Genomic DNA, 22,302 nt, shown 5'->3' on the forward strand with positions numbered 1-22,302 from the left:
AAGGGCGCGCCACGCCGTTCTGCGGTATCCCACGCCGGGCGTCCCCGCCGTTCCGTACGGGCCGTCCGTCGGCGGGCGCGCGGCCGGCTGTCACACGTCGACGTCGGGCGGTGTCTTCATGCCAAGACCACCCCACCGAGGAGGAAACATGACCACCACCCGCGTACCGCCAACCGAGATCACCGGCCTGTACGGCGCCGCCGTGAAGAGGTTCAGCCGCAAGATGTTCGGTGACCTCCCCGAAGGGCTCGGCGTGCTCTGGAACAACCCGCCGGTCCTCAAGGCCAGCCTCTCCCTCAGCACGAAGACCGCGAAGTGGGACAAGTGCGACAAGAGCCTCAAGTCATACGCCCACATGGCTGTCGCCTCACTGATCGGCTGCTCGTTCTGTCTGGACCTCGGCTATTTCCAGTCGCACCACGAGGGACTCGACGTCGACAAGGCCCGCGAGGTGCCGCGGTGGCGCGAGTCCGACGTGTTCACGTCGCTCGAGCGTGACGTCCTGGAGTACGCCGAGGCGATGTCGCAGACGCCGCCGACCGTGACGGACGCGCTGTCCGCACGGCTGCTCGACCAGCTCGGCGCGCCGGCGCTCGTCGAGCTGACGACCTGGATCGCGATCGCCAACCAGATGGCCCGCGGCAACGTCGCGCTCGGCATCGAAGGTCAGGGCTACGCGGCCGCCTGCGGTCTGGCACCGCTCGCGACCCCGAGCGGCGTAACGTCGCCGGCATGACCGACCCGTTCGTGGCCCACCGCAGCCTCCTGTTCACGGTCGCGTACGAGATGCTCGGCTCCGCTGCGGACGCCGAGGATGTCGTCCAGGACACGTGGCTGAGGTGGGCCGGGCTCGACGCGTCCGCACGGGCCGAGGTCCGCGACCCGCGCGCCTTCCTCGTCCGGATCGTGACCCGCCAGTCGCTCAACCGGATGCGCACAGTGTCGCGGCGCCGGGAGGACTACGTCGGCCAGTGGCTCCCCGAGCCGCTGCTGACCAGCCCCGACGTGGCCGACGACGTCGAGCTCGCCGAGAGCGTGTCGTTCGCGATGCTCACCGTGCTCGAGACGCTCGCGCCGACCGAGCGGGCCGTGTTCGTGCTGCGCGAGGTGTTCGAGGCCCCGTACGACGAGATCGCGGAGGCCGTCGACAAGTCTCCGGCTGCGGTGCGGCAGATCGCGCACCGTGCCCGTACGCGGGTCGCCGAGCGGCGCCCGCGCGCGACGGTGGACCGGGGGCAACAGGAGGCGGTCGTCCAGCAGTTCATGGCGGCGCTGAGCGGAGGAGACCTGCAAGCACTGATGGACGTGCTCGCACCCGACGTCGTCGCGGTGGGCGACGGAGGCGGGCTCGCCCCCGCAGCCAAGCGGCCGATCGTCGGCGCCGACCGTGTGGCGCGTCTGCTGATGGCGTTCTCGCGGCAGCAGGCCGCGTACACGATGTCGCCGACGTGGCTCAACGGTGCACCTGCGGCGCGGGTCGATCTCGATGGCGCGGCCGCCGGCGTGGTCAGCGTGGTGGTCGAGGACGGCCGGATCACGCGCCTCTACGCCGTCGCGAACCCGCACAAGCTCGGCCGACTCGGCGAGGAGGCCGCGCTGACGCGCTGAGCCAGCGCCCCGCCCACCACCGCCCGTACGGTCAGAAGGCCACCGGATCGCGCACGATCGGGCACGTCATGCAGTGCCCGCCCCCGCGCCCGCGCCCGAGCTCGGCGCCGACGATCGTGATGACCTCGACCCCGGCCTTGCGCAGCAGCGCATTGGTCTCCGTGTTGCGGTCGTACGTGAACACGACCCCGGGCTCGAGCGCGACGGCGTTGTTGCCGGAGTCCCACTGCTGGCGCTCCGACGCATACACGTCGCCCCCGGTCTCGATCACCCGCAGCTCCGGCAGCCCGAGCGACTGCGCGACGACCTCGACGAACCGCCCCTCCCCCTCGTCGACGACCTCGACGCCAGGCTCGGTGTCGCTCGGAAAGAGCGAGAACGTGTGGACGGCGTCCATGATCCGCGGGTACAGCGTGACGACGTCGCGGTCGGCGAACGTGAAGACGGTGTCGAGGTGCATCGCGGCGCGCAGCTTCGGCATCCCCGCGACCACGACGCGCTCGGCCGCGCCCTGCGCGAACAGCGCCTGCGCCACCTGCGTGATCGCGTGCCGCGAGGTGCGCTCGCTCATGCCCATGAGCACGACGCCGTTGCCGACGGGCATGATGTCGCCGCCCTCGAACGTCGCCTGCCCCCAGTCGAGCTCCGGGTCACCCCACCAGACGGTCGAGCCGACGAAGTCCGGGTGGAACCCGTAGATCGCCTTCATCAGCAGCGTCTCGTCGTGCCGTGCCGGCCAGAACAACGGGTTGAGCGTCACTCCTCCGTACAGCCAGCACGTCGTGTCACGGGTGTAGAGCGTGTTGGGCAGTGGCGGCATCAGATACTCCTGGACGCCGGTCGACTCGCGCGCCATCGCCAGGTACGAGGTCCGGTAGTCCTCGGGCAGGTCCACCGTCGCCATGCCGCCGATCAGCAGCTCGGCGAGGGCCGCCGGGGTGAGCGTCTCGAGGTACGACCGGGTGCCGTCGAGGAGCCCCAGCCCGACCTCGTTCGCGACGATCTTGCGGTCGAGCAGCCAGTCACGTGCCTCGGGGACGGCGACCGTCTGCGCGAGCAGGTCGTGCAGCTCGACGACCTCGACGCCACGGTTCGTGAGCTTGTTGACGAAGTCGGCGTGGTCGCGCTGCGCGTTCTCGACCCACATCACGTCGTCGAAGAGCAGGTCGTCGGCGTTCGTCGGGGTGAGCCGCCGGTGCGCGAGCCCGGGACGACAGACGAGCACCTTGCGGAGCCGGCCGACCTCGGAGTGGACTCCGTACGAGCCTGCGGGGGCCGTTTCGGTCATGGCGGTGCCTTTCTGAGGAGGTCAGAGGGTGATGCGGCCGGTCCAGAGCGCGGTGACAGCGGCGATCGCTCCGACGACGATGAGGACGAACAGCGCGATCTCGGTGGGGGTGAACAGGCGGCGCCCGTTCTCGGTGCGCGCCTTGACGTACAGGAGCGTCGCCGGAGCGAGGATCAGCGTCGACAGCAGGAGGAACTCGAGCCCGGCGGCGTCGAAGAGGAACAGCGTGTACGCCGTGGCGATACCGGCGACGATCGTCTCCGTACGACGTGTGCGGGCGGAGACACCCTCGTACGCCCCGCCCGTCAGGCCGAGCTTGAGGGCGTACGCGGCGGCGAGGAGGTACGGCAGCAGCGCGAGGCTCGTGCTCAGGTCGAGCATGAAGTTGAGCGCGTCCTCGATGACGAGGGTGAGCGCGAGGAGTGCCTGGACGCCGAGCGACGTCACAACGAGCGCCGTGATGGGGGTGCCCTTCTCGTTCTCCTGGCCGAGGAACCGCGGGAAGTCGTCGTTGCGTGCCGGGATGTACATGACCTCGGCGGCCATCAGGGTCCACGCGAGATAGGCCCCGAGCACCGACACGATGACCGCGGCGCTGATGAAGACCTCGCCCCAGTTGCCCACGACCGACTCGAAGACGCCGACCATCGAGGGCTGGCGGGTGTCGGCGAGCTCCGGCTGCGGCATCACCGAATAGCTGGACAGCGTGACGAGCGCGAACAGCGACAGCACGCTGAGGAACCCGAGCACCGTCGCGCGTCCGACGTCGGAGCGCTTCTTGGCGTAGCGCGAGTAGACGCTCGCGCCCTCGATCCCGATGAACACGAACGTCGTGATGATCATCGTGTTGCGGACCTGCTCGTCGAGGTTGCCGAGGTCGCCGTAGCCGTACGCGGTCCAGTTGTCGGCGAACACGCCCGCGTCGAAGTTCGCGAACAGCACGATGATGAACACGATGATCGGGAGGATCTTGAAGACGGTGACGATCCGGTTGATGATCGCCGCGTCGCGCACCCCGCGGGCGATCAGGTAGTGGAAGCACCACACGCCCGCCGTCCCCAGCGTCACCGCGAGGAGCGTGTCGCCGTCGCCGAAGCCGTCGAAGAACGCGCCGAGCGTGGCGGTGATGAACACCCAGTAGAACGTGTTGCCCGCGACCGCACTCGCCCAGAACCCGATCGCGGAGTTGAAACCCGCATAGTCGCCAAACCCTGCCTTGGCGTAGATGAACACACCAGAGTCGAGGTTGGGTTTGCGGATCGCGAGGTTCTGGAAGACGAAGGCCAGCATCAGCATGCCCGCACCCGCGATCGCCCACGCGATGAGCGACCCGAGGATGCCCGTCGCGACGCCGAACCGCGCCGGCAGCGAGAACACGCCCGCGCCGACCATGCCGCCGACCACCATCGCGGTGAGCGTCGGGAGGCTCATCTTGTTGGCCGTCGACGGTGCCTCTGCGTCAGTCGCGCTCATGGCTCTCCCTGACTCGTGTTGTCAGGGGTGAGGCTAGGGGTGCGGGCGCTGCGCCGCACGGCAAGCGCACGTGGCGGCGGCGGGCTGGGCGGATGCGCGACCACGACTGAAGGTCACTCCACCGACGGATCCAGCGAGACGGTGACGCGTTCGGCCCACAGCCGCGCCGAGATCTCCAGCGTCACCAGGTCGACGTAGCGCCCATGGACTGACAGATCCGCCACCTGCCCCCGTGCGTCAACGGGGAACCCTCTGGGTCGCGATCCTCGGGTCCAGCAGGGTCCCATTCGTCGACACGTGCACGAGCGAACTCGTACAGGTTCCCGGGCACGATCACACCAACGACCTCACGCCGCCCGGACCGCGTCACGCCGCGTGTGCGTACGCCTGCGGGCGGGCGTCGAGGAAGCGGCGTACGACGAGGCCCGTGAGTCGCGCATCGGGCTCGGCGCCGTCGAGCAGCGGGGCGCTCACCAGATCGGCACCGACCTCGTCGAGGCGGTCACGGAACCAGCCGGGCGCGAGGAGGTACGAGGCGACGGCGACGCGCGCGTACGGGTACCGCCGACGCTCCTCCGCCACGACGGCAGCCACCGTGTCGCGACCGGCGCCGACGTGCCCCAGCGCGACAGGGCGGCCGAGCGCCGTCGCAAGCAGCGCCGCCGCCCGCTCGGTGTCACGGCGCGCCAGCGGGTCCGACGAGGCAGCGGCGGCGAGCACGACGCGGTCGCTCGTCCCCATGCCCGCCTGACGTAGGCGTTTCGCGAGCAACCCCGCGAGCACCGGGTCCGGACCGAGCGCAGGCGCCGCCACGACGTCCTCACGTTCCGCGACGGCTGCGGCGATGTCGACGTGGACGTGGTACCCCGACGACAGCAGCAACGGAACCACGACGGTCGGTCCACCGGTATCCGTGACGACCTCCGCGACCTGCGGGTGCTGCACGTCGACAAACGTCGGCGCGACCGCGAGCCCCGGCAGCGCACCGGCGACCGCGTCGACGAGCCCCGCGATCGCTGCCTGCCCTGCGCGGTCACGCGTGCCGTGGCTGCACGCCACCAGCGTCGTCATGCCCGCCCTCCCTGATCGAGGTTGATCCGGTAGCCGCGCTTCACCACGGTCTCCACGACCGGACGCCCACCGAACGCCTCCCGCAGTCTCGCGACGGCGACCTCGGCGGTGTGCGGGTCGGTCGAGCATCCCGGCAGCACGCGCAGCAACGCCTCGCGTGAGACGACCGCACCCGGCACCGCGACCAGCGAACGCAGCACCGCGAGCCCACTGGGTGAGACGCCGACGACGTCGTGGTCGAGCGTCGCTGCCCGCGCGCGAAGCCGGAGCGCGCCAGCCGCGGTCTGGGTCGCTTCGTGGTCGTCCCCGAGGTGCATGATGAGCGTGCGTACGAGGGACCCGAGGCGCCCACGGTCCGGGATGATCGGGTCGAGCCCCGCCACACGAAGCGGCTCCGCGGTGACCGGGCCGACAGCCGCCGAGGTCAGCACGCCGGAACGGCCGAGCGCGATGACATCCTCCAGGACACCCGCCGCTCGCGCCGCCGTGATCCATGCGGCAGCGCCCGGGGCGGACGTGAAGACCACGGCGTCGTACGCTCCCGCGGCCGCGTCGCGTACGGAGGCGACGACGGCATCGGGGTCCGGCGGCGGACCCCAGCGATAGACGACGAGCCCCACCGGCTCCCCGCCCGCAGCGCGTAGCCGCTCCTCGAGGCCGTCGTCGCCGGCACCGTGGTGCTGCACGACGATCCGCTGGCCGGCAACACCTTCGGTGCAGAGGAAGTCCGCGATCTCGGCCGACGTCTCGGACTCCGCGACCCAGTCGGGGACGAGCCCGGCGGCCTGAAGCGCGCCGCGCGCCTTCGGGCCACGCGCGACCAGCCGCGTACGGGAGAGCGCGACGACCAGCGCCTCCCCCAGTCCGGCGGCTTCGGCGGTGTCCAGCCACGAGCGGAACCCGATGCCGGTCGTCACGACGACGACGTCCGCCGAATCCGCGACGAGCTCGCGGGTGCGTTCCAGCAGGGTGTCCTCGTCGATCTGCGACTCCACGCCCAGCGCCGAAGCGACCGAGACGACGGCGCCCCTGCGGCCCAGCGCCATCGCCAGGTCGTCCGCACGGCGCTGCGCGGTGACGAGGACTGATGTCCCGGAGAGGACCGCACCGAGAGGCGTCATGGCGCCGGCGGGGCCGCGGACGAACCGACGGTTGAGCCAGTCGAAACCCCGACAGGCGTGGTCTCGACAAGCTCGAGCGACGAAAGCGGCTCGAGCGACGACGGCCGCGGCTCGAGCAGCGGGGTGGCGGCGACCTCGACGACGCCGTCGACGACACGGGTCGCCCAGACGCCGACCGAGACCGCCGGGTCCTCGACCGCGGTGCCGTCGTCGAACCGGAACCGCTGCTTGTGCATCGGCGAGACCACCACCGGGACGTCGCCGACCGTGCCGACCAGACCGCGCGCCATCACGTTCGCCCCGCTGTACGGGTCGCGGTGCCCGATCGCGCGCACGACGTCGGGCTCACCCGCCAGCCGGAAAAGCGCGACCTGCCGGCCGTCGACCAGCGCGGCCGCTCCGCGGTCGGGGAACAGCGCGTCGAGCGCGCAGACGCGTACCCACGTCGCGACCTCGCGCTCGGTCAGAGACGCAGCACTCACGAGCGAACCTCCAGCGTCGTCCCGGTGATCAGCGTCGCGCGCTCCTGCGCATTGGCGGGTCGGCGTTGACCGCGCTCGGCGACGTAGACCAGGTCTGGGTCGGGGGTGTCGGGGCTGTTGACGAAACTGGCGAACTTGCGCAGCTTGTCGGGATCGGCGAGCGTCGCTGCCCACTCGTCCTCGTACTTCTCGACGTGCACCGCCATCGCTGCGTCGAGATCGGCGGCGATCCCGAGACTGTCGTCGAGCACCACCGATCGTACGTGATCCAGGCCGCCCTCGACCGACTCGAGCCACGGGGCGGTCCGCTGGAGCCGGTCGGCGGTGCGGATGTAGTACATGAGGATCCGGTCGACCGTCCGTACGAGCTCCTCGGTCGAGAGGTCCTCGGCGAACAGCTGCGCGTGCCTTGGGGTGAAGCCGCCGTTGCCGCCCACGTAGACGTTCCAGCCCTTCTCGGTCGCGATCACGCCCACGTCCTTGCCGCGCGCCTCGGCACACTCGCGGGCGCAGCCGGAGACGCCGAGCTTGATCTTGTGCGGCGAACGCAGCCCGCGGTAGCGCAGCTCGAGAGCGATCGCGAGTCCGACGGAGTCCTGCACGCCGAAGCGGCACCACGTCGAGCCGACGCACGACTTCACGGTGCGCAGCGACTTGCCGTACGCGTGGCCGGACTCGAACCCGGCGTCGACGAGCCGCGTCCAGATCGCCGGGAGCTGCTCGATCCGCGCGCCGAACAGGTCGATCCGCTGGCCGCCGGTGATCTTCGTGTAGAGCCCGAAGTCCGCGGCGACCTGCCCGATCGCGATCAGTCCCTCGGGCGTTACCTCGCCGCCGGGGATGCGCGGGACGACGGAGTACGTCCCGTCCTTCTGCATGTTGGCCATCACGTGGTCGTTGGTGTCCTGCAGCGCCGCCGCCTCGCCGTCGAGGACGTGCCCGGTCTCCAGCGAGGCGAGGATCGACGCCACGACGGGACGGCAGATGTCGCAGCCACGCCCGGTGCCGTGGGCGGCGACGAGCTCGGAGAACGTACGGATGCCGGTGACCCGTACGACGTCGAAGAGCTGCGCACGGCTCATCGCGAAGTGCTCGCACAGCGCGTTCGAGGTCGCGATGCCGGCGGCGGTCAACTCCTCGTCGAGCAGCTTCTTGACGAGCGGAAGGCACGATCCGCAGCTCGTACCGGCCTTCGTGCAGCCCTTGAGCGTGCCGAGGTCGTGGCAGGGCTCACCATTGGCCTCCCCCCGCACCGCGCACCGGATCGCTCCCGCGGTCACGTTGTTGCACGAGCACACCGCCGCAGCGTCGGGCAGCGACCCACCGGACACCGGCGTCACGCCGTCCGGCACCAGCCACGCCGTCGGGTCGCCCCCGAGCTCGCTGCCGACCATCGGCCGCAGCGACGCGTACGCCTCCGCGTCGCCGACGAGGATGCCGCCGAGCAGCGTCTTGGCGTCGTCGGACATCACGAGCTTCTTGTAGACGCCGCCGACCGGGTCCGCGTACACGACCTCGAGGCTGCCCTCTGTGCCCGCGAACGCGTCGCCGAAGCTCGCGACGTCGACGCCGAGCAGCTTGAGCTTGGTCGAGAGGTCGCCGCCGGTGAACGTCGCGTCCCCGCCGAGCAGCCGGTCCGCGACCACCTCGGCCATCGCGTAGCCAGGGCCAACGAGACCCCACGTGCGACCTCCGATGTGCGCGACCTCACCGATCGCGAACACGTGCGGGTCGTCCGTACGGCACGCGTCGTCGCACGCCACTCCCCCGCGCTCGCCGATCGCGAGACCCATCGCCCGGGCAAGCTCGTCCCGTGGGCGGACGCCGGTGGCGAACACGACGACGTCGGCGTCGATGCTGCCTCCCCCGTCGGCGAAGTCCATCGCTCGAACGGTGCCGCTGCGGCCGACTCGGATACGTGAGGTCGCCGTCGAGGTGCGGACCTCGACCCCCAGCTGCTCGATGATCCGTCGCAGCGTCCGTCCGCCGGCCTCGTCGACCTGCATCGGCATCAGCCACGGCGCGAACTCGACGACCGTGGAGTCCGCACCGAGCGCCCGGAGCGCGCCCGCGGCCTCGAGGCCGAGGAGCCCGCCGCCGACGACGGCGCCGCGTACGGGCCGGTCGAGGCGCGCGGCGAGCTCGTTGACGTACGCACGCAGCTCAGCGACGTCGTCGACCGTGCGATAGACGAAGCACCCGGGGGTGTCCTTGCCCTCGACCGGCGGCACCATCGCGTACGAGCCGGTTGCGAGCACCAGCGCGTCGTACGGGTACGCCCGGCCGCGGGCGGTGACCGTACGGGCGTCCTTGTCCACCGCAGTCACCCTCACACCGCGGTGGAGCCGGATGCCGTCGGTCGCCCACAGCGACGGGTCGCCGAGGACGAGGTCGTCGGGGTCGCGGTCGGAGAAGAACGACGTCAGCGCCACCCGGTCGTACGGGGGCCGGCTCTCCTCGCCGAAGACGTCGATGGTCCAGGTGTCGGCACCGCCGCGACCGACGAGCGCCTCCACCAGGCGGTGCGCGACCATGCCGGCACCGACGACGACGAGGCGCTTGCGTGTGGCGGAGTCGGTGGCGGAGCCCATGTCGATCACCGTAGGAACGGGGTGTTTCGGGTCCTGACTCATCGGGTTACGCACCCTTCACAACGGGCTCACGCGAGGGCGTGGCGGTCTGTGAGCCGCCCTCACCGCCGGTCGAGACGCCCTCACCGCCGGTCGAGCCGCCCTCACCGGCGGTCGAGCCTGTCGAGACCACCAGCCAGTCCGCGATCCCACGCACGAGCGACACGCAGCCCCCGCAGCCGGTGGTCGCGCGCGTGGTGGCCGCGAGCGCGTCGACGGAGCACGCCCCGCCGTCCCACGCCGCGACCAGGTCACGCTTGGTCACGCCGTTGCAGCGGCACACCGTCGTGCTGCCCGGCATCGTGGTGGGCGACCCGGCGGCGGCGTCGGCCTGCCCGGCGCTCGGCGCGAGGAGCTGCAGCGGGTCGAGCGGGACGACGCCCGGCCGCCCGTACTGGACGCTCAGCGACGCTGCGAGCTCGGCGGCTCCGAGGCAGGTCATCCCGACCAGCTCGTCGCCGTCGAGGACGACCTCCACGTAGCGGCGCGCGTACGGGTCGCTCATCGTCAGCACCCGCGCCCCGTCGGCGCAAGACGCCTTCCGCCCCATCGCGACGAGGCTGAGCCCGGCCGCCTTGAGGCGCATGGCGGCGCCGTCGACGACCACGGGTGCAGGGTCGGCCGCGGTGCCGCCGTCGGTGAGCCGCCGAGCGAGTGCGCGGGCCTGCTCCCACCCGGGTGCGACGAGCCCTGAGACCCCCGACGGCGTCTGCGCGCAGTCGCCGATCGCGTGGATCGCCGGGTCGTATGTGGTCGTCAGGTCGTCGCCGACGACGATCCCGTGGGCGACCTCGAGTCCGGCGGCACCCGCGAGGGCGGTCTCGGGGACAGCCCCGGCCGCGAGGACGACGAGGTCAGCCGCGAGCGTACGACCGTCGTCGAGCACCACCGCCTCCACGTGGCCGCCTCGTCCCCTCCACGATTTGACGGGTTCTCCACCGGTTGAGGGCACCGATTGGGGGGACAACCCGTCAAATCGTGGAGGAGCGCAGGTCACGCCCGCGAGCGCGGCGTTGCCGTGGAACGTGATGCCGAGGTCGGAGACCGCGTCGGCGAGCAGCCGGCCGGGCGCGGGGTCGAGGTCGCGGTCGAGGAGGTGCCCCGCGAACGAGATCACCTCCACCGCGACTCCCCGCAGCCGCATCCCGCAGGCGACCTCGACACCGAGCGGACCGCCCCCGACGACGACGGCACGCCGGGCGTTGAGCGCGGCGGCGGTGATGCCGCGGGCGTCGTCGACCGAGCGCAGCGCGAAGACGCCACCGGGCAGCGGGTCGCCCGGAGCGCCGTCGAGGCCCGGGACGCGCAGCACCCGCGCCCGCGCGCCGGTCGCCAGGACGAGGTGGTCGTACGGGATGGGCTCGCCGTCCACCCACACCGTACGGGCGCCACGGTCGATCCCGTCCACCCGCGCGCCGAGCCGTACGGTCACCCCGGCCGGCCGCGGCAGCACGAGGCTCGCGAGCTCCGCGCGCCCGGCGACGAGCTCGGTGAGCAGGATCCGGTTGTACGGCTCGTACTCCTCCTCCCCCAGCACCAGCACGTCGAACCGTCCCTCGCGGTCGGCGCGTGCGAGCTCCTCGGCGAATCGGGTGCCGACCATGCCGGCCCCGACGACCACCACCCGCTCGCGCGTCACTGTGCTGCCTCGACGGTCACGGCGGACACCTTGAACTCCGGCATCCCCGAGATCGGGTCGGTGGCCGCGCTGGTGACACTGTTGACCCGCTCGAGCCCCGCGAAGTGGAACGGGGCGAACACCGTGTCCGGCCGGATGTCCGCGCTGATCCGCGCCTGCGCGACCATCGAGCCGCGACTCGACGTCACCCGGATCTCCTCCACGCCCTCGATGCCGAGCCGCGCGGCGAGCAGCGGATGGAGCTCGACGTACGCCGCGGGCGCCGCGTCCCGCAGGCGCGCGACGCGGCGGGTCTGGGCGCCGGACTGGTAGTGCTGGAGCACCCGCCCGGTCACGAGGAACAGCGGAGCGGCGCGCGTCAGGTCGTCCACCCGCCCAGTCGGCTCGACCGCCACCATCCGTGCCCGGCCGTCCACATGGGCGAAGCCGTCCGCGAACAGCCGCGGCGTGCCCGGATGGGCCTCATCGGGGCACGGCCAGAACAGCGCCTCGCCCGCGTCCAACCGGTCGTACGAGATGCCGGCGTAGTCGGCACGCCCCCCGGCCGACGCGCGCCGTAGCTCGTCGTACACCTCGCGCGGGTCGGTCGGCAGCGACACCGTGGCCCCGAGCCGCGCCCCCAACCCGGCCAGGATCTCGAGCTCGCTGCGCACCCCCGGCGGTGGCGTCACGGCGGCCCGGCGACGGATCACCCGGCCCTCGAGGCTCGTCATCGTGCCCTCCTCCTCCGCCCACTGCGTCGTCGGCAGCACGAAGTCGGCCAGCATCGCGGTCTCCGACGGCACGAAGTCGCAGACCACCAGCAGGTCGAGCGCCCGCAGCCGGTCGGTCACAGTCCGCGCGTCGGGGGCGCTGACCACGAGGTTGGACCCGTGGACGAACAGCGCCCTCGGGCCGTCATCCGTGCCGAGGCCCATCAGCAGCTCGACGGCAGGCACGCCCTTGCCCGGCAGCGAGTCGGGGTCGACGCCCCAGACCTCGGCCACGTGCGCCCGCGCCGCAGGGTCGTCGATCATCCGGTAACCGGGCAGCTGATCCGACTTCTGCCCGTGCTCGCGCCCACCCTGGCCGTTCCCCTGCCCCGTGATGCAGCCGTACCCGCTCCCGACCCGCGCCGGCAGGCCGAGGCACAGCGCGAGGTTGATCGCCGCGGTCACCGTGTCCGTACCGTCCGTGTGCTGCTCGGCGCCGCGTCCGGTCAGCACGTACGCGCCTGCGCCGCCGTGGCACGGGGCGGCCGCCGCGAGGCGCCGCGCGATCCGGCGCAGGCGCCCCTCGTCGATGCCGGTGGCCGACGCGACGCGCTCCGGCCACCACGCGGCGACGCTGCGCCGGACGTCGTCGAGGCCGTTCGTACGGTCGTCCAGATACGCCGCGTCCGCGAGACCCTCGGCGAGCACGACATGGGTCAGCCCGAGGAGCAGCGTCAGGTCCGTCCCGGGGACGAGCGCGAGGTGCTCTCCGGCACCGTCGTCGGTCAGGCGTGCGGTCGCACTGCGCCGCGGGTCGACGACGACGAGCCCACCTTGCGCACGTGCATGGGACAGGTGCTGCACCGCCGGCGGCATCGTGTCCGCGAGGTTGCTCCCGAGCAGCAGCACCGCGTCGGCAGCGTTGAGGTCCTCCAGCGGGAACGGAAGGCCGCGATCGATCCCGAAGGCGCGGTTGCCGGCTGCGGCCGCCGACGACATGCAGAAGCGGCCGTTGTAGTCGATGAACCGCGTCCGCAGCACCGTGCGGGCGAACTTGCCGAGCGCGTAGGCCTTCTCGTTGGTCAGCCCTCCCCCACCGAAGACCGCGATCGCGTCCCGTCCGTGGGCCTGCTGGAGTGCGGTCACGCGTGCCGCGATCTCGTCGAGCGCGTCGTCCCAGGAGACCTCCTCGTAGCGGCCGTCGGCGGTACGACGCAGCGGTGCGGTGATCCGGTCGGGCGTACGGAGGAGGTCAGCGCTCGTCCAGCCCTTCTGGCACATCCCGCCCCGGTTGGTCGGGAACTCCCGAGGCGAGGCGGCCAGGTCGCCGCTCGCCTCGGGAGCCAGCCGCATCGCGCACTGGAGTGCGCAGTACGGGCAGTGGGTGTCTGTTGACGCAGCGGTGCTGGTCACACGTGTGCCTTCGCCATCGCGGCTCCCGGCCGCAGGTAGGCGCACCACGTGACGGCGAGCATCGCCGCGTACACCCCCACGTACACGAACATCGCCGGCTCGATCGAGCCCGTCGCCTCAGACGCCCACGAGTAGACGCGCGGGACGAAGAACCCGCCGAACGCGCCGACCGCCGAGATGATGCCGATCGCGGCCGCCGCCTCGCGCTTGGCCCGCAGCGTGCCCTCCGCTCCTTCGGTGGCGGTCGCGCGGAAGATCGCAGGGATCATCCGGTACGTCGAGCCGTTGCTGACGCCGGTCGCGACGAACAGCACCAGGAACGAGGCCAGGAAGAACGCGAAGGAACCGGCCCGCAGCGCGAAGATCGCGGCGAGCACGCCGACGCCCATCACCACGAAGCTCGCCGCCGTCACGGCCGCACCGCCGACCCGGTCGGACAGGCGCCCGCCGAACGGCCGGGCCAGCGACCCGACGAGCGCGCCGAGAAACGCCCAGGACGTCGGGTTCACGTCGGCGAACTCCATCTTGATGAGCATTGGGAACGCCGCCGCGTACCCCATGAACGAGCCGAACGTGCCGATGTAGAGGAAGGCCATCACCCAGGTGTGCGGGCGCTTCGCAGCCGCCGCGGAGGTCGAGAAGTCGGCTTGGGCGGTGCTGAGGTTGTCCATCGCCTTCCACGCGAGGAACGCGGCGAGCAAGATCAGCGGGACCCACATCAGACCGGCCCGCCAGAGCACGAGCCCTCCGCCGGCGGTGACGACCGCTGTGACGACGAAGGGCGCCTGGACGACCGCGACGCCGATGTTGCCGCCGGCCGCGTTGAGCCCGAGGGCCCAGCCCTTCTCCTTCTCGGGGTAGAAGTACGAGATGTTCGTCATCGACGACGCGAAGTTGCCGCCGCCGAAGCCCGCCGTGGACGCAACCAGCAGCAGGACCCAGAACGGGGTGTCGGGCCGCTGGACGACGATCGCGAGCCCGGTCGTCGGGATCAGCAGCAGCAGCGCCGAGACAATCGTGAAGTTGCGGCCCCCGAAGAGCCCGACCGCGAACGTGTACGGGAGGCGCAGCGTCGCCCCCACGAGACTCGGCACGGCGACGAGCCACAGCAGCTGCGAGTTCGTGAGCGAGAAGCCGGCGGCGTTGAGGTTCACCGCGACGATGCTCCAGAGCATCCACACGGAGAACCCGAGGTGCTCGGCGAGGATCGAGACGATCAGGTTCCGGCGGGCGACCGGGCGCCCCGTACCCTCCCAGAACTCCGCGTCCTCAGGGTCCCAGTGGTCGATCCAGCGGCCGGTACGACGGCGTACCGGGGAGGTCGTCGTGCTCGCGGGCGTGGTGCTCGGCTCGGTGCCGAGGGTGGGCAGCGCCATGACGGGCTCCTGGAGGCGGAGGGGCCCGGCCGGATGCCGGACACCGTACCCAGGACGCTACGAACGCCGTGTTTCCGGCCCGTTGCCCTGCGGGTGGCGGGTCCGTAACCGTCCTCGCACAGCCTCGTACGCCCCCGTGTGAGGCGCCCGCGACGTGACGCTCCCCCGCAACGTCATACGTTCCGTGGCCCCTGGACCACGGAACGTATGACGTCAGAGAGCGGAGGCTCAGGCCTCCAGGACCACGGGCACGATCATCGGGCGACGCCGGTGCGCGCCCGAGACCCAGCGGCCGACCGTACGGCGGATGATCTGCTGGAGCTGGTGGGTGTCGTACGTCCCGTCGGCAACGGCGCTCGCGAGCGCCTGCTCGATCTGGGGCACGATCGCCTGGAACACCGAGTCGTCCTCGGCGAACCCCCGCGCCTGGATCTCCGGGCCGCTGACCAGCTTGCCGGTCGACGAGTCGATGACGACCATGACCGAGATGAAGCCCTCCTCGCCGAGGATCCGGCGATCCTTGAGCTCGGACTCGGTGATGTCGCCGACCGACGAGCCGTCGACGTAGACGTAGCCACAGTCGACCTTGCCGGTGACCCGCGCCCGTCCGTCGATGAGGTCGACCACGAAGCCGTCCTCCGCGATCACGACGCGGTCGGGCTCGACGCCCGTCGCACGCGCCAGCGCCGCGTTGGCGTGGAGGTGACGCATCTCGCCGTGCACCGGCATGACGTTGCTCGGCTTGACGATGTTGTAGCAGTAGAGCAGCTCGCCTGCGGACGCGTGACCGGAGACGTGCACGAGCGCGTTGCCCTTGTGGACCACGTTCGCGCCGAGCCGGATCAGTCCGTCGATCACGCGGTAGACCGCGTTCTCGTTGCCGGGGATCAGCGAGCTCGCGAGCACGACGGTGTCACCGGGCTCGATGCGGACCGAGTCGTGCGAGTTCGCGGCGATGCGCGACAACGCGGCCATCGGCTCGCCCTGCGACCCCGTCGAGACGAGAACGAGCTCCTCGGGGCGGTACTCGGAGACCTTGCGCCCGTCGACGATCACGCCGTCCGGCACGTGGAGGTAGCCGAGGTCGCGCGCAATCTGCATGTTGCGGATCATCGACCGGCCGATGTAGGCGACCTTGCGTCCGTGCTTCACCGCGGCGTCGAGGATCTGCTGGACGCGGTGCACGTGCGAGGCGAAGCACGCCGTGATGATCCGCTGCTGGCTCTGCGCGAAGACGCGGTCGAGCACCGGCGAGATGTCGCGCTCGGTGGTGGTGAACCCCTGCACGTCAGCATTCGTCGAGTCGGTGAGGAACAGGTCCACCCCCTCCTCACCGAGCCTCGCGAACGCCCGCAGGTCGGTGATGCGCCCGTCGAGCGGGAGCTGGTCCATCTTGAAGTCGCCGGTGTGGATCACCAGGCCGGCGGCCGTACGGATGGCGACGGCGAGCGCGTCGGGGATCGAGTGGTTGACCGCCACGAACTCGAGGTCGAACGGCTCCATCGAGAGCGTCTCGTCCTCGGCGACGACGTGCTTCGGCACGTCCTTGATCCGGTGCTCGCGGAGCTTGGAGTCGACGAGCGCCAGCGTGAGCTTGGAGCCGACCAGAGGAATGTTGCTGCGCTCACGGAGAAGGTAGGGGACGCCGCCGATGTGATCCTCGTGGCCGTGGGTCAGCACGATCGCGACGATGTCGTCGAGGCGGTCCCGGATCGGCGCGAAGTCGGGGAGGATCAGGTCGACGCCGGGCTGGTGGTCCTCGGGGAACAGGACGCCGCAGTCGACGACGAGCAGCTTGCCGGCGTGCTCGAAGACGGTCATGTTGCGCCCGATCTCTCCGAGGCCACCGAGCGCGATCACGCGCAGGCCGTCGGCGGGCAGCTCCGGCGGGGCGCCGAGCTCGGGATGGGGATGGCTCATCGATCAGTCCTTCAGCAGAGTGGCGTCACGGAGCACCTGGGCCAGCGTCGCCACCTGCTCGTCGGTCGCGTCCACGTACGGGGAGCGGGTCGTGCGGTTCTGGATCACACCGAGCAGCTGCATCGCCGCCTTGGCCATGATCGCGCCCTGCGAGGTCGGCGACATGATCGTGGCGACGACGTCGAGGAGCTCGTCGTTGATCGTACGGGCGTCGACGAGGCGGCCGTCATCGACCGCCCTCACCATCGAGGCGTACTGCGAGGCAGCGACGTGGCTGACGACCGAGACGACACCGGCGGCGCCGTACGCGAGCCAGGCGAGGTTGAGCGGGTCGTCGCCGGAATACCAGGCGAGACCGGTCTCGCGCATGAGGCGCACCCCGGAGGCGAGATCGCCGACCGCGTCCTTGACCGCGACGATCGCCTCGTGCTGCGCGATCTCCGCGTAGGTCTCGGGCGCGATGCGGACGACGGCACGGCCCGGGATGTCGTAAAGCATCACCGGGACGCCTTCGCCCGCATCGGCCACGGTCGTGAAGTGGCGAACGAGGCCGGCCTGCGGCGGCTTGTTGTAGTAGGGCGACACGAGCAGCATGCCGTGGGCACCCAGCTCGGCAGCCTGGCGGGCCAGCCGCGCCGACGCCTGCGTGTCGTTGTTGCCGACGCCGGCGACGACGGAGGCGCGGTCACCGACCGCCTCGAGGACCGCGGCCAGCAGGCGGCCGTCCTCTTCGGGGTTGGTGGTGGGCGACTCGCCGGTCGTCCCGCTCACCACGATGCCGTCGGAGCCTTCGTCGACGAGGTAGGTCGCCAACTTCTTGGCGGCGTCGAGGTCGAGGGCGCCGTCCGGGGTGAACGGCGTCACCATGGCGGTCAGCACCCGGCCGAACGGGGCCTCAGGTCTGGCGAGCGGAGAGGTCATATGTCCCACGCTACCGCTTGGGCGGGACGGACTGTGGGGCCGGTCAAACCAGCGAACCCGGACATGGAATGTCCCGGTGCTGCCCGTTCGGGGGCCCGGGCAGCACCGGGACACTCAGAACATCGCCCGAAGCCAGAACGGCGTTACGGCCGATCACGAGCCACGTATTGTGACCTGTGTCACACCCGCTCGTACGTCACGATCCGGTAGCCGTCGTAGGGGATGGCGTCGACCTCGCGCCACTGCGACCAGTCGACCTCAGGGAACCATGCGTCTCCCTCGGGGGCCGCGTCGACGAGGGTCAGCACCATCCGGTCGGCCTGGTCGAGCGTCTGCCTGTAGATCTGCTCGCCGCCGATGACGAACACCTCGCCGCCGAGCTGAGCGGCGAGGTCGAGAGCCCCGTCGACGTCGTTGCTGACGACCACGTCGTCCGGCCCCTTCCAGCCCGTACGGCGGGTGATGACGACGGACGTGCGGTCGGGCAGCGGGCGCCCGATCGAGTCGTAGGTCTTGCGCCCCATCACGAGCACGTGGCCGGTCGTAAGGGCCTTGAACTGCTTGAGGTCGCCGGTGCGTGGCCACGGCAGGTCGCCGTCGCGCCCGATGACGCCGTTGGTGCCGACGGCGGCGACGAGCGTGATGCGGGCGTGGCGCTGCGCGCCCAGATCGCGAGGGGTCATACGGCGATGGGCGCCTTGATGCCCGGGTGAGGGTCGTAGCCGGCGAGCTTGACCGAGTCGAGCGTGAAGCCGTCGATCGAGGTGACACCGGGGTCGAGCTCGAGCTGCGGGAGCGGCCGAGGCTCGCGCGACAGCTGCTCGCGGGCCTGGTCGAGGTGGTTGAGATAGAGGTGCGCGTCGCCGAGCGTGTGGACGAAGTCGCCCACCTCGAGCCCGGTCACCTGAGCCACCATGTGGGTCAGCAGGGCGTACGAGGCGATGTTGAACGGGACGCCGAGGAACACGTCACCCGAGCGCTGGTAGAGCTGGCACGACAGGCGACCGGGCCCGCCGTCCTCCCCCGGCGCGACGTAGAACTGGAACATCGTGTGGCACGGCGCCAGCGCCATGTCGGGCAGGTCGGCGACGTTCCAGGCGCTCACGATGTGGCGACGCGAGTCGGGATCGCCGACGAGGGCGTCGATCACGCCCTGGAGCTGGTCGACGTGCCGCCCGCCCGGAGCCGGCCACGAGCGCCACTGGTAGCCGTAGATCGGGCCCAGCTCACCCTGCTCGTCTGCCCACTCGTCCCAGATCGAGACGCCGTTCTCTTTGAGATAGGCGGTGTTGGTGCTGCCCGCGATGAACCACAGGAGCTCGGCCACGACGGACTTCACGTGGACCTTCTTGGTGGTGACCAGCGGGAAGCCTTCACGCAGGTCGAACCGCATCTGGTGGCCGAACACGCTGAGCGTGCCGGTGCCCGTACGGTCGTCCTTGCGGACGCCGTCGTCGAGGATCCGTTGAACGAGGTCGAGGTAGGCGCGCACGTTCTCACGCTACGACACCGACCTGACACAATCGAGCAGTGACTACCGCCGACACCAGTGTCCGGGTCGCGTGGCGCGCCGACGCCCCCGCGATCGCCTCCCTACAGGCCGACGCGTGGCGCGAGCGGTACGGCCCGGTGCTGCCGCCGGAGATCGTCGCGCAGATCGTCCCCGCCCTGTTCGAGGAGAAGTGGGTCGCCTCGCTCGACAAGCCCGGCGACGCCCGCAACCGGGTCCTCGTCGCGCTCGAGCACAGCACCGTACGCGGGTTCGCCGTCACGGGGCCCTCGAGCGACGACGATGCCGACCCGGTCGCCGACGGCGAGGTCAGCGAGCTGACCGTCTCCCCCGCCCACCGCGGCGCCGGCCACGGCTCACGGCTCCTGCAGGCCTGCGCCGACACGCTGCGTGCCGACCGGTTCGTCCGGGCGACGATGTGGCTCGACGCCTCCGACGACGCGATGCGCGGGTTCGTCACCGGCACCGGCTGGGCGCCTGACGGCGCGCACCGCGAGGTCGACCCGGTGGGCGACGGGGTCGTTCTCCTCAAGCAGGTCCGCCTGCACACGATGCTGGGCGGTGACGAGGACGGTGACTGACACCGACCACGTGCCGGTCGGCTTCACCGTCGCCGCCGCCGACTTCTACGAGGACCTCGAGAACGACAACTCCCGCACGTTCTGGACCGCCCACAAGGACGACTACGACACGCTGGTGCGGCGCCCGATGCTGGCACTCACCGCCGCGCTCGCCGACGAGTTCGGTGCGGCCAAGGTGTTCCGGCCGTACCGTGACGTGCGGTTCAGCGCCGACAAGACCCCTTACAAGACCCATCAGGGCGCCTTCGTCGCGACCGAGCCGGCCAACGGCTACTACGTCCAGATCGACGCGTCGGGGCTGCGGGTCGGAGCCGGCTGGTACGACGCGACCGCCGAGCGCAAGCACCGCTTCCGTACGGCGGTCGACGACACGCGCAAGGGTGCCGAGCTCGAGCGGCTGCTCGGCCGGCTCACCGCCGACGGGTTCGAGCTCGGCGGCGACCGCGTCAAGACCCAGCCGCGCGGCTGGTCCGCGGAGCATCCCCGCATCGAGCTCCTGCGGCACAACACGCTCACGCTCATGCGCTGGTACGGCACGCCCGAGTGGATGGGCACCCCCGGACTCGCCACGCGGGTCGCCGATGACTGGCGGGCATTGACCCCGCTCCTGGACTGGCACGCACGACATGTCGGCTGAGGCGTCCGCGCCCAGCGACCGCAGCGTCGTCATCGACTCGCTCGGGGTCGGCCTGGCCACGGGTGCTTACGGGATCAGCTTCGGCGCGATCGGGACGGCCTCGGGGCTGACGGTCCTCCAGACGTGCGTGCTGTCGCTGCTGATGTTCAGCGGGGCGTCACAGTTCGCGTTCGCGGGTGTGGTGGCCTCGGGCGGCAACCCGTTCACCGGCGCGGTCACCGCGGTCCTCCTCGGCAGCCGCAACAGCTTCTACGGGCTCGGACTGGCGCCGCGGCTGCGGGTGCACGGCTGGCGGCGACTGCTCTCGGCGCAGATCGTCATCGACGAGTCCACCGCGATGGGTGTCGCCCGCACGACCGACCGGCACGCTCGGATCGGCTTCTACGTCACGGGCGTCTCGATCTTCATCCTCTGGAACCTCATGACGTTCGTCGGCGCCCTCGCCGGAAACGCTCTCGGGGACCCCCGGACGTACGGGCTCGATGCCGCCGTGGGCGCCGCGTTCCTGGCGCTGCTGTGGCCCCGGCTGACGGCGTGGCCGCAGCGCACGGTCGCGATCGTCGGCGCGCTCGTGGCCATCGGCACGGTGCCGCTCTCCCCCGCAGGCGCGCCGATCATCATCGGCGGTGCCGTCGCCGTCGCCCTCGGGATCTGGATCACCCGTCGCAGCACCGACGCCGAGATCACCGACGCGCTCGAGCACCCCGAGGAGCCGCACCACCACGATCACCACGAGAGGGGCGAGTCGTGATCTGGTGGGCCATCATCGCGGCGTCGCTCGCGTGCTACGGACTCAAGCTCGCCGGGCTCTCCATACCCGACCGTGCCCTCGAGCATCCGCTGACCGTCCGTGTCGCGGCGCTCATCCCGGTCGGGCTGCTCGGTGCGCTGATCGCGGTGCAGGTGTTCGGCGACGGGCAGTCGCTCGTGCTGGACGCACGGGTGGTCGGGCTCGGTGTCGCGGTGCTGCTCCTGGTCGTACGGGCGCCGTTCCTCGTCGTCGTGGGCGCAGCCGCCCTCGCGGCCGCCCTCGTACGCCTGCTCTGACGCCGTCCGCGTCCGCGTTGTGAAAGCAACCTGACCGAATCGCGTCCCGAATTCGGTCAGGTTGCTTTCACAACGCGGACGGATCCGGGGTGTGCCGTCAGGCGAGGCCGAGGATGCCGTCGAGCCCGACGGTGACCCCCGGGTGCGCGGCGACGCCACGCACTCCGGCGACGACGCCCGGCATGAACGACTCGCGGTGCACCGAGTCGTGGCGGATCGTCAGCGTCTCGCCGGGATCACCGAAGAGCACCTCCTGGTGGGCGACGAGCCCACGCGCCCGTACGGCGTGCACGTGGATGCCGTCCACCACCGCGCCCCGCGCCCCGAGCGGGTCGGCCGTCGTCGCGTCGGGCACCGGCGCCGACCCCGCGGCCCGACGCGCCTCGGCGACGAGCTCGGCCGTCCGTGTCGCCGTGCCGGACGGCGCGTCGACCTTGTCAGGGTGGTGCAGCTCGACGATCTCGACTGACTCGAAGTACGGCGCGGCGATCTGCGCGAACCGCATCATTAGCACGGCCCCGATCGAGAAGTTCGGCACGATGAGCACCCCGACCTCGGGCGACTGCGCCGCGAGCTCGCGGACCTCGGCAAGGCGCGCGTCGTCGAACCCTGACGTCCCGACGACGGAGTGGATGCCGTTGGCGACGCAGAAGCGCAGGTTGTCCATCACGACGGCCGGGCTGGTGAAGTCCACGACGACCTCGACACCCGCGTCGACGAGGAGGTCCAACGGGTCGGCGGCATCGATCGCCGCGGCGAGGGTGAGCCCCTCGGCCGCTTCGATCGCTCGTACGGACTCCGACCCCATGCGCCCTCGGGCACCCAGCACCCCGACCTTGGTCTCGCTCATGCGCCGATCATCCCACCCGCGTGCGCGGCCGGTCCGGCAGACT

General features: G+C 71.2%; 20 protein-coding genes. 6 read left to right on the plus strand and 14 right to left on the minus strand.

Going from position 1 to position 22,302, the window contains the following annotated elements; genetic code table 11:
• The first annotated feature begins 148 nt into the window (after window positions 1-148).
• Window positions 149-736: a carboxymuconolactone decarboxylase family protein gene (locus tag HCT63_RS09195; RefSeq protein ID WP_167003416.1), complete on the plus strand. Its 588-nt coding sequence runs from the start codon at window positions 149-151 to the stop codon at window positions 734-736.
• Window positions 733-1,608, plus strand: coding sequence for an RNA polymerase sigma-70 factor (locus HCT63_RS09200; RefSeq protein ID WP_167003418.1), 876 nt, complete (start codon window positions 733-735; stop codon window positions 1,606-1,608). The genes HCT63_RS09195 and HCT63_RS09200 overlap by 4 nt, the downstream gene beginning before the upstream one ends.
• 31 nt (window positions 1,609-1,639) lie before the next feature.
• Here HCT63_RS09200 and HCT63_RS09205 read toward each other — a convergent pair whose 3' ends face one another.
• From HCT63_RS09205 to HCT63_RS09265, 13 genes are all read right to left on the minus strand, one after another.
• A complete protein-coding gene (locus HCT63_RS09205; RefSeq protein ID WP_167003420.1) occupies window positions 1,640-2,896 on the minus strand; it encodes an arginine deiminase in 1,257 nt (418 codons plus the stop codon).
• A gap of 21 nt (window positions 2,897-2,917) precedes the next feature.
• Window positions 2,918-4,369, minus strand: a complete 1,452-nt coding sequence (locus HCT63_RS09210) for a basic amino acid/polyamine antiporter (RefSeq protein WP_167003422.1) — start codon at window positions 4,367-4,369, stop codon at window positions 2,918-2,920.
• A gap of 366 nt (window positions 4,370-4,735) precedes the next feature.
• A complete protein-coding gene (locus tag HCT63_RS09215; RefSeq protein WP_167003424.1) occupies window positions 4,736-5,440 on the minus strand; it encodes a CbiX/SirB N-terminal domain-containing protein in 705 nt (234 codons plus the stop codon).
• Window positions 5,437-6,561, minus strand: coding sequence for a uroporphyrinogen-III synthase (locus HCT63_RS09220; RefSeq protein WP_167003426.1), 1,125 nt, complete (start codon window positions 6,559-6,561; stop codon window positions 5,437-5,439). Before HCT63_RS09220 ends, HCT63_RS09215 begins: the two co-directional genes overlap by 4 nt.
• The gene (gene nirD, locus HCT63_RS09225) at window positions 6,558-7,043 is read right to left on the minus strand and encodes a nitrite reductase small subunit NirD (protein ID WP_243842960.1); all 486 of its coding nucleotides are present in this window, start codon (window positions 7,041-7,043) and stop codon (window positions 6,558-6,560) included. Before nirD ends, HCT63_RS09220 begins: the two co-directional genes overlap by 4 nt.
• Window positions 7,040-9,634 carry a nitrite reductase large subunit NirB gene (gene nirB, locus HCT63_RS09230; protein WP_167003429.1) on the minus strand — a complete coding sequence of 865 codons (2,595 nt, stop codon included), beginning with the start codon at window positions 9,632-9,634 and terminating at the stop codon, window positions 7,040-7,042. The genes nirD and nirB overlap by 4 nt, the downstream gene beginning before the upstream one ends.
• 46 nt (window positions 9,635-9,680) lie before the next feature.
• On the minus strand, window positions 9,681-11,312 hold the full coding sequence (locus HCT63_RS09235; protein ID WP_208322351.1) for an FAD-dependent oxidoreductase: 1,632 nt from the start codon (window positions 11,310-11,312) through the stop codon (window positions 9,681-9,683).
• On the minus strand, window positions 11,309-13,417 hold the full coding sequence (locus HCT63_RS09240) for a molybdopterin oxidoreductase family protein (RefSeq protein ID WP_279587731.1): 2,109 nt from the start codon (window positions 13,415-13,417) through the stop codon (window positions 11,309-11,311). The genes HCT63_RS09235 and HCT63_RS09240 overlap by 4 nt, the downstream gene beginning before the upstream one ends.
• The gene (locus HCT63_RS09245; RefSeq protein WP_167003431.1) at window positions 13,414-14,793 is read right to left on the minus strand and encodes an MFS transporter; all 1,380 of its coding nucleotides are present in this window, start codon (window positions 14,791-14,793) and stop codon (window positions 13,414-13,416) included. The genes HCT63_RS09240 and HCT63_RS09245 overlap by 4 nt, the downstream gene beginning before the upstream one ends.
• 228 nt (window positions 14,794-15,021) lie before the next feature.
• Window positions 15,022-16,713 (minus strand): ribonuclease J, encoded by a 1,692-nt coding sequence (locus HCT63_RS09250; RefSeq protein ID WP_167003433.1) that lies wholly within the window; start codon window positions 16,711-16,713, stop codon window positions 15,022-15,024.
• 3 nt (window positions 16,714-16,716) lie between these two features.
• Window positions 16,717-17,634 (minus strand): 4-hydroxy-tetrahydrodipicolinate synthase, encoded by a 918-nt coding sequence (dapA, locus tag HCT63_RS09255; RefSeq protein ID WP_167003435.1) that lies wholly within the window; start codon window positions 17,632-17,634, stop codon window positions 16,717-16,719.
• Window positions 17,635-17,813: 179 nt separating this feature from the next.
• Window positions 17,814-18,317, minus strand: coding sequence for a dihydrofolate reductase (locus HCT63_RS09260; RefSeq protein WP_167003437.1), 504 nt, complete (start codon window positions 18,315-18,317; stop codon window positions 17,814-17,816).
• Window positions 18,314-19,126: a thymidylate synthase gene (locus tag HCT63_RS09265; protein WP_167003439.1), complete on the minus strand. Its 813-nt coding sequence runs from the start codon at window positions 19,124-19,126 to the stop codon at window positions 18,314-18,316. Before HCT63_RS09265 ends, HCT63_RS09260 begins: the two co-directional genes overlap by 4 nt.
• 38 nt (window positions 19,127-19,164) lie before the next feature.
• Between HCT63_RS09265 and HCT63_RS09270 the strand changes: the two genes are divergently transcribed.
• Genes HCT63_RS09270 through HCT63_RS09285 form a run of 4 tightly spaced genes read left to right on the plus strand, consistent with a single transcriptional unit; the run spans window position 19,165 to window position 21,409 of the window.
• A complete protein-coding gene (locus tag HCT63_RS09270) occupies window positions 19,165-19,725 on the plus strand; it encodes a GNAT family N-acetyltransferase (protein WP_167003441.1) in 561 nt (186 codons plus the stop codon).
• Window positions 19,718-20,362, plus strand: coding sequence for a DUF2461 domain-containing protein (locus HCT63_RS09275; RefSeq protein ID WP_243842961.1), 645 nt, complete (start codon window positions 19,718-19,720; stop codon window positions 20,360-20,362). The genes HCT63_RS09270 and HCT63_RS09275 overlap by 8 nt, the downstream gene beginning before the upstream one ends.
• On the plus strand, window positions 20,352-21,113 hold the full coding sequence (locus HCT63_RS09280; protein WP_167003443.1) for an AzlC family ABC transporter permease: 762 nt from the start codon (window positions 20,352-20,354) through the stop codon (window positions 21,111-21,113). Before HCT63_RS09275 ends, HCT63_RS09280 begins: the two co-directional genes overlap by 11 nt.
• On the plus strand, window positions 21,110-21,409 hold the full coding sequence (locus tag HCT63_RS09285; protein ID WP_167003445.1) for an AzlD domain-containing protein: 300 nt from the start codon (window positions 21,110-21,112) through the stop codon (window positions 21,407-21,409). Before HCT63_RS09280 ends, HCT63_RS09285 begins: the two co-directional genes overlap by 4 nt.
• A gap of 97 nt (window positions 21,410-21,506) precedes the next feature.
• On the opposite strand, the gene dapB is transcribed toward HCT63_RS09285, so the two are convergent.
• On the minus strand, window positions 21,507-22,259 hold the full coding sequence (gene dapB, locus HCT63_RS09290) for a 4-hydroxy-tetrahydrodipicolinate reductase (RefSeq protein WP_167003447.1): 753 nt from the start codon (window positions 22,257-22,259) through the stop codon (window positions 21,507-21,509).
• Window positions 22,260-22,302: the final 43 nt, after the last annotated feature.

Origin of the sequence: Mumia sp. ZJ430, assembly GCF_011751845.1 — a bacterium.
GTDB lineage: Bacteria > Actinomycetota > Actinomycetes > Propionibacteriales > Nocardioidaceae > Mumia.

What these genes read in the sequence shown, in the direction of transcription:
- HCT63_RS09195 (WP_167003416.1), top strand. Translation starts at nt 149, where the DNA reads ATGACCACCACCCGCGTACCGCCAACCGAGATCACCGGCCTGTACGGC.
- HCT63_RS09200 (WP_167003418.1), top strand. Translation starts at nt 733, where the DNA reads ATGACCGACCCGTTCGTGGCCCACCGCAGCCTCCTGTTCACGGTCGCG.
- HCT63_RS09205 (WP_167003420.1), bottom strand. Translation starts at nt 2,896, where the DNA reads ATGACCGAAACGGCCCCCGCAGGCTCGTACGGAGTCCACTCCGAGGTC.
- HCT63_RS09210 (WP_167003422.1), bottom strand. Translation starts at nt 4,369, where the DNA reads ATGAGCGCGACTGACGCAGAGGCACCGTCGACGGCCAACAAGATGAGC.
- HCT63_RS09215 (WP_167003424.1), bottom strand. Translation starts at nt 5,440, where the DNA reads ATGACGACGCTGGTGGCGTGCAGCCACGGCACGCGTGACCGCGCAGGG.
- HCT63_RS09220 (WP_167003426.1), bottom strand. Translation starts at nt 6,561, where the DNA reads ATGACGCCTCTCGGTGCGGTCCTCTCCGGGACATCAGTCCTCGTCACC.
- nirB (WP_167003429.1), bottom strand. Translation starts at nt 9,634, where the DNA reads ATGGGCTCCGCCACCGACTCCGCCACACGCAAGCGCCTCGTCGTCGTC.
- HCT63_RS09245 (WP_167003431.1), bottom strand. Translation starts at nt 14,793, where the DNA reads ATGGCGCTGCCCACCCTCGGCACCGAGCCGAGCACCACGCCCGCGAGC.
- HCT63_RS09250 (WP_167003433.1), bottom strand. Translation starts at nt 16,713, where the DNA reads ATGAGCCATCCCCATCCCGAGCTCGGCGCCCCGCCGGAGCTGCCCGCC.
- dapA (WP_167003435.1), bottom strand. Translation starts at nt 17,634, where the DNA reads ATGACCTCTCCGCTCGCCAGACCTGAGGCCCCGTTCGGCCGGGTGCTG.
- HCT63_RS09260 (WP_167003437.1), bottom strand. Translation starts at nt 18,317, where the DNA reads ATGACCCCTCGCGATCTGGGCGCGCAGCGCCACGCCCGCATCACGCTC.
- HCT63_RS09280 (WP_167003443.1), top strand. Translation starts at nt 20,352, where the DNA reads ATGTCGGCTGAGGCGTCCGCGCCCAGCGACCGCAGCGTCGTCATCGAC.
- dapB (WP_167003447.1), bottom strand. Translation starts at nt 22,259, where the DNA reads ATGAGCGAGACCAAGGTCGGGGTGCTGGGTGCCCGAGGGCGCATGGGG.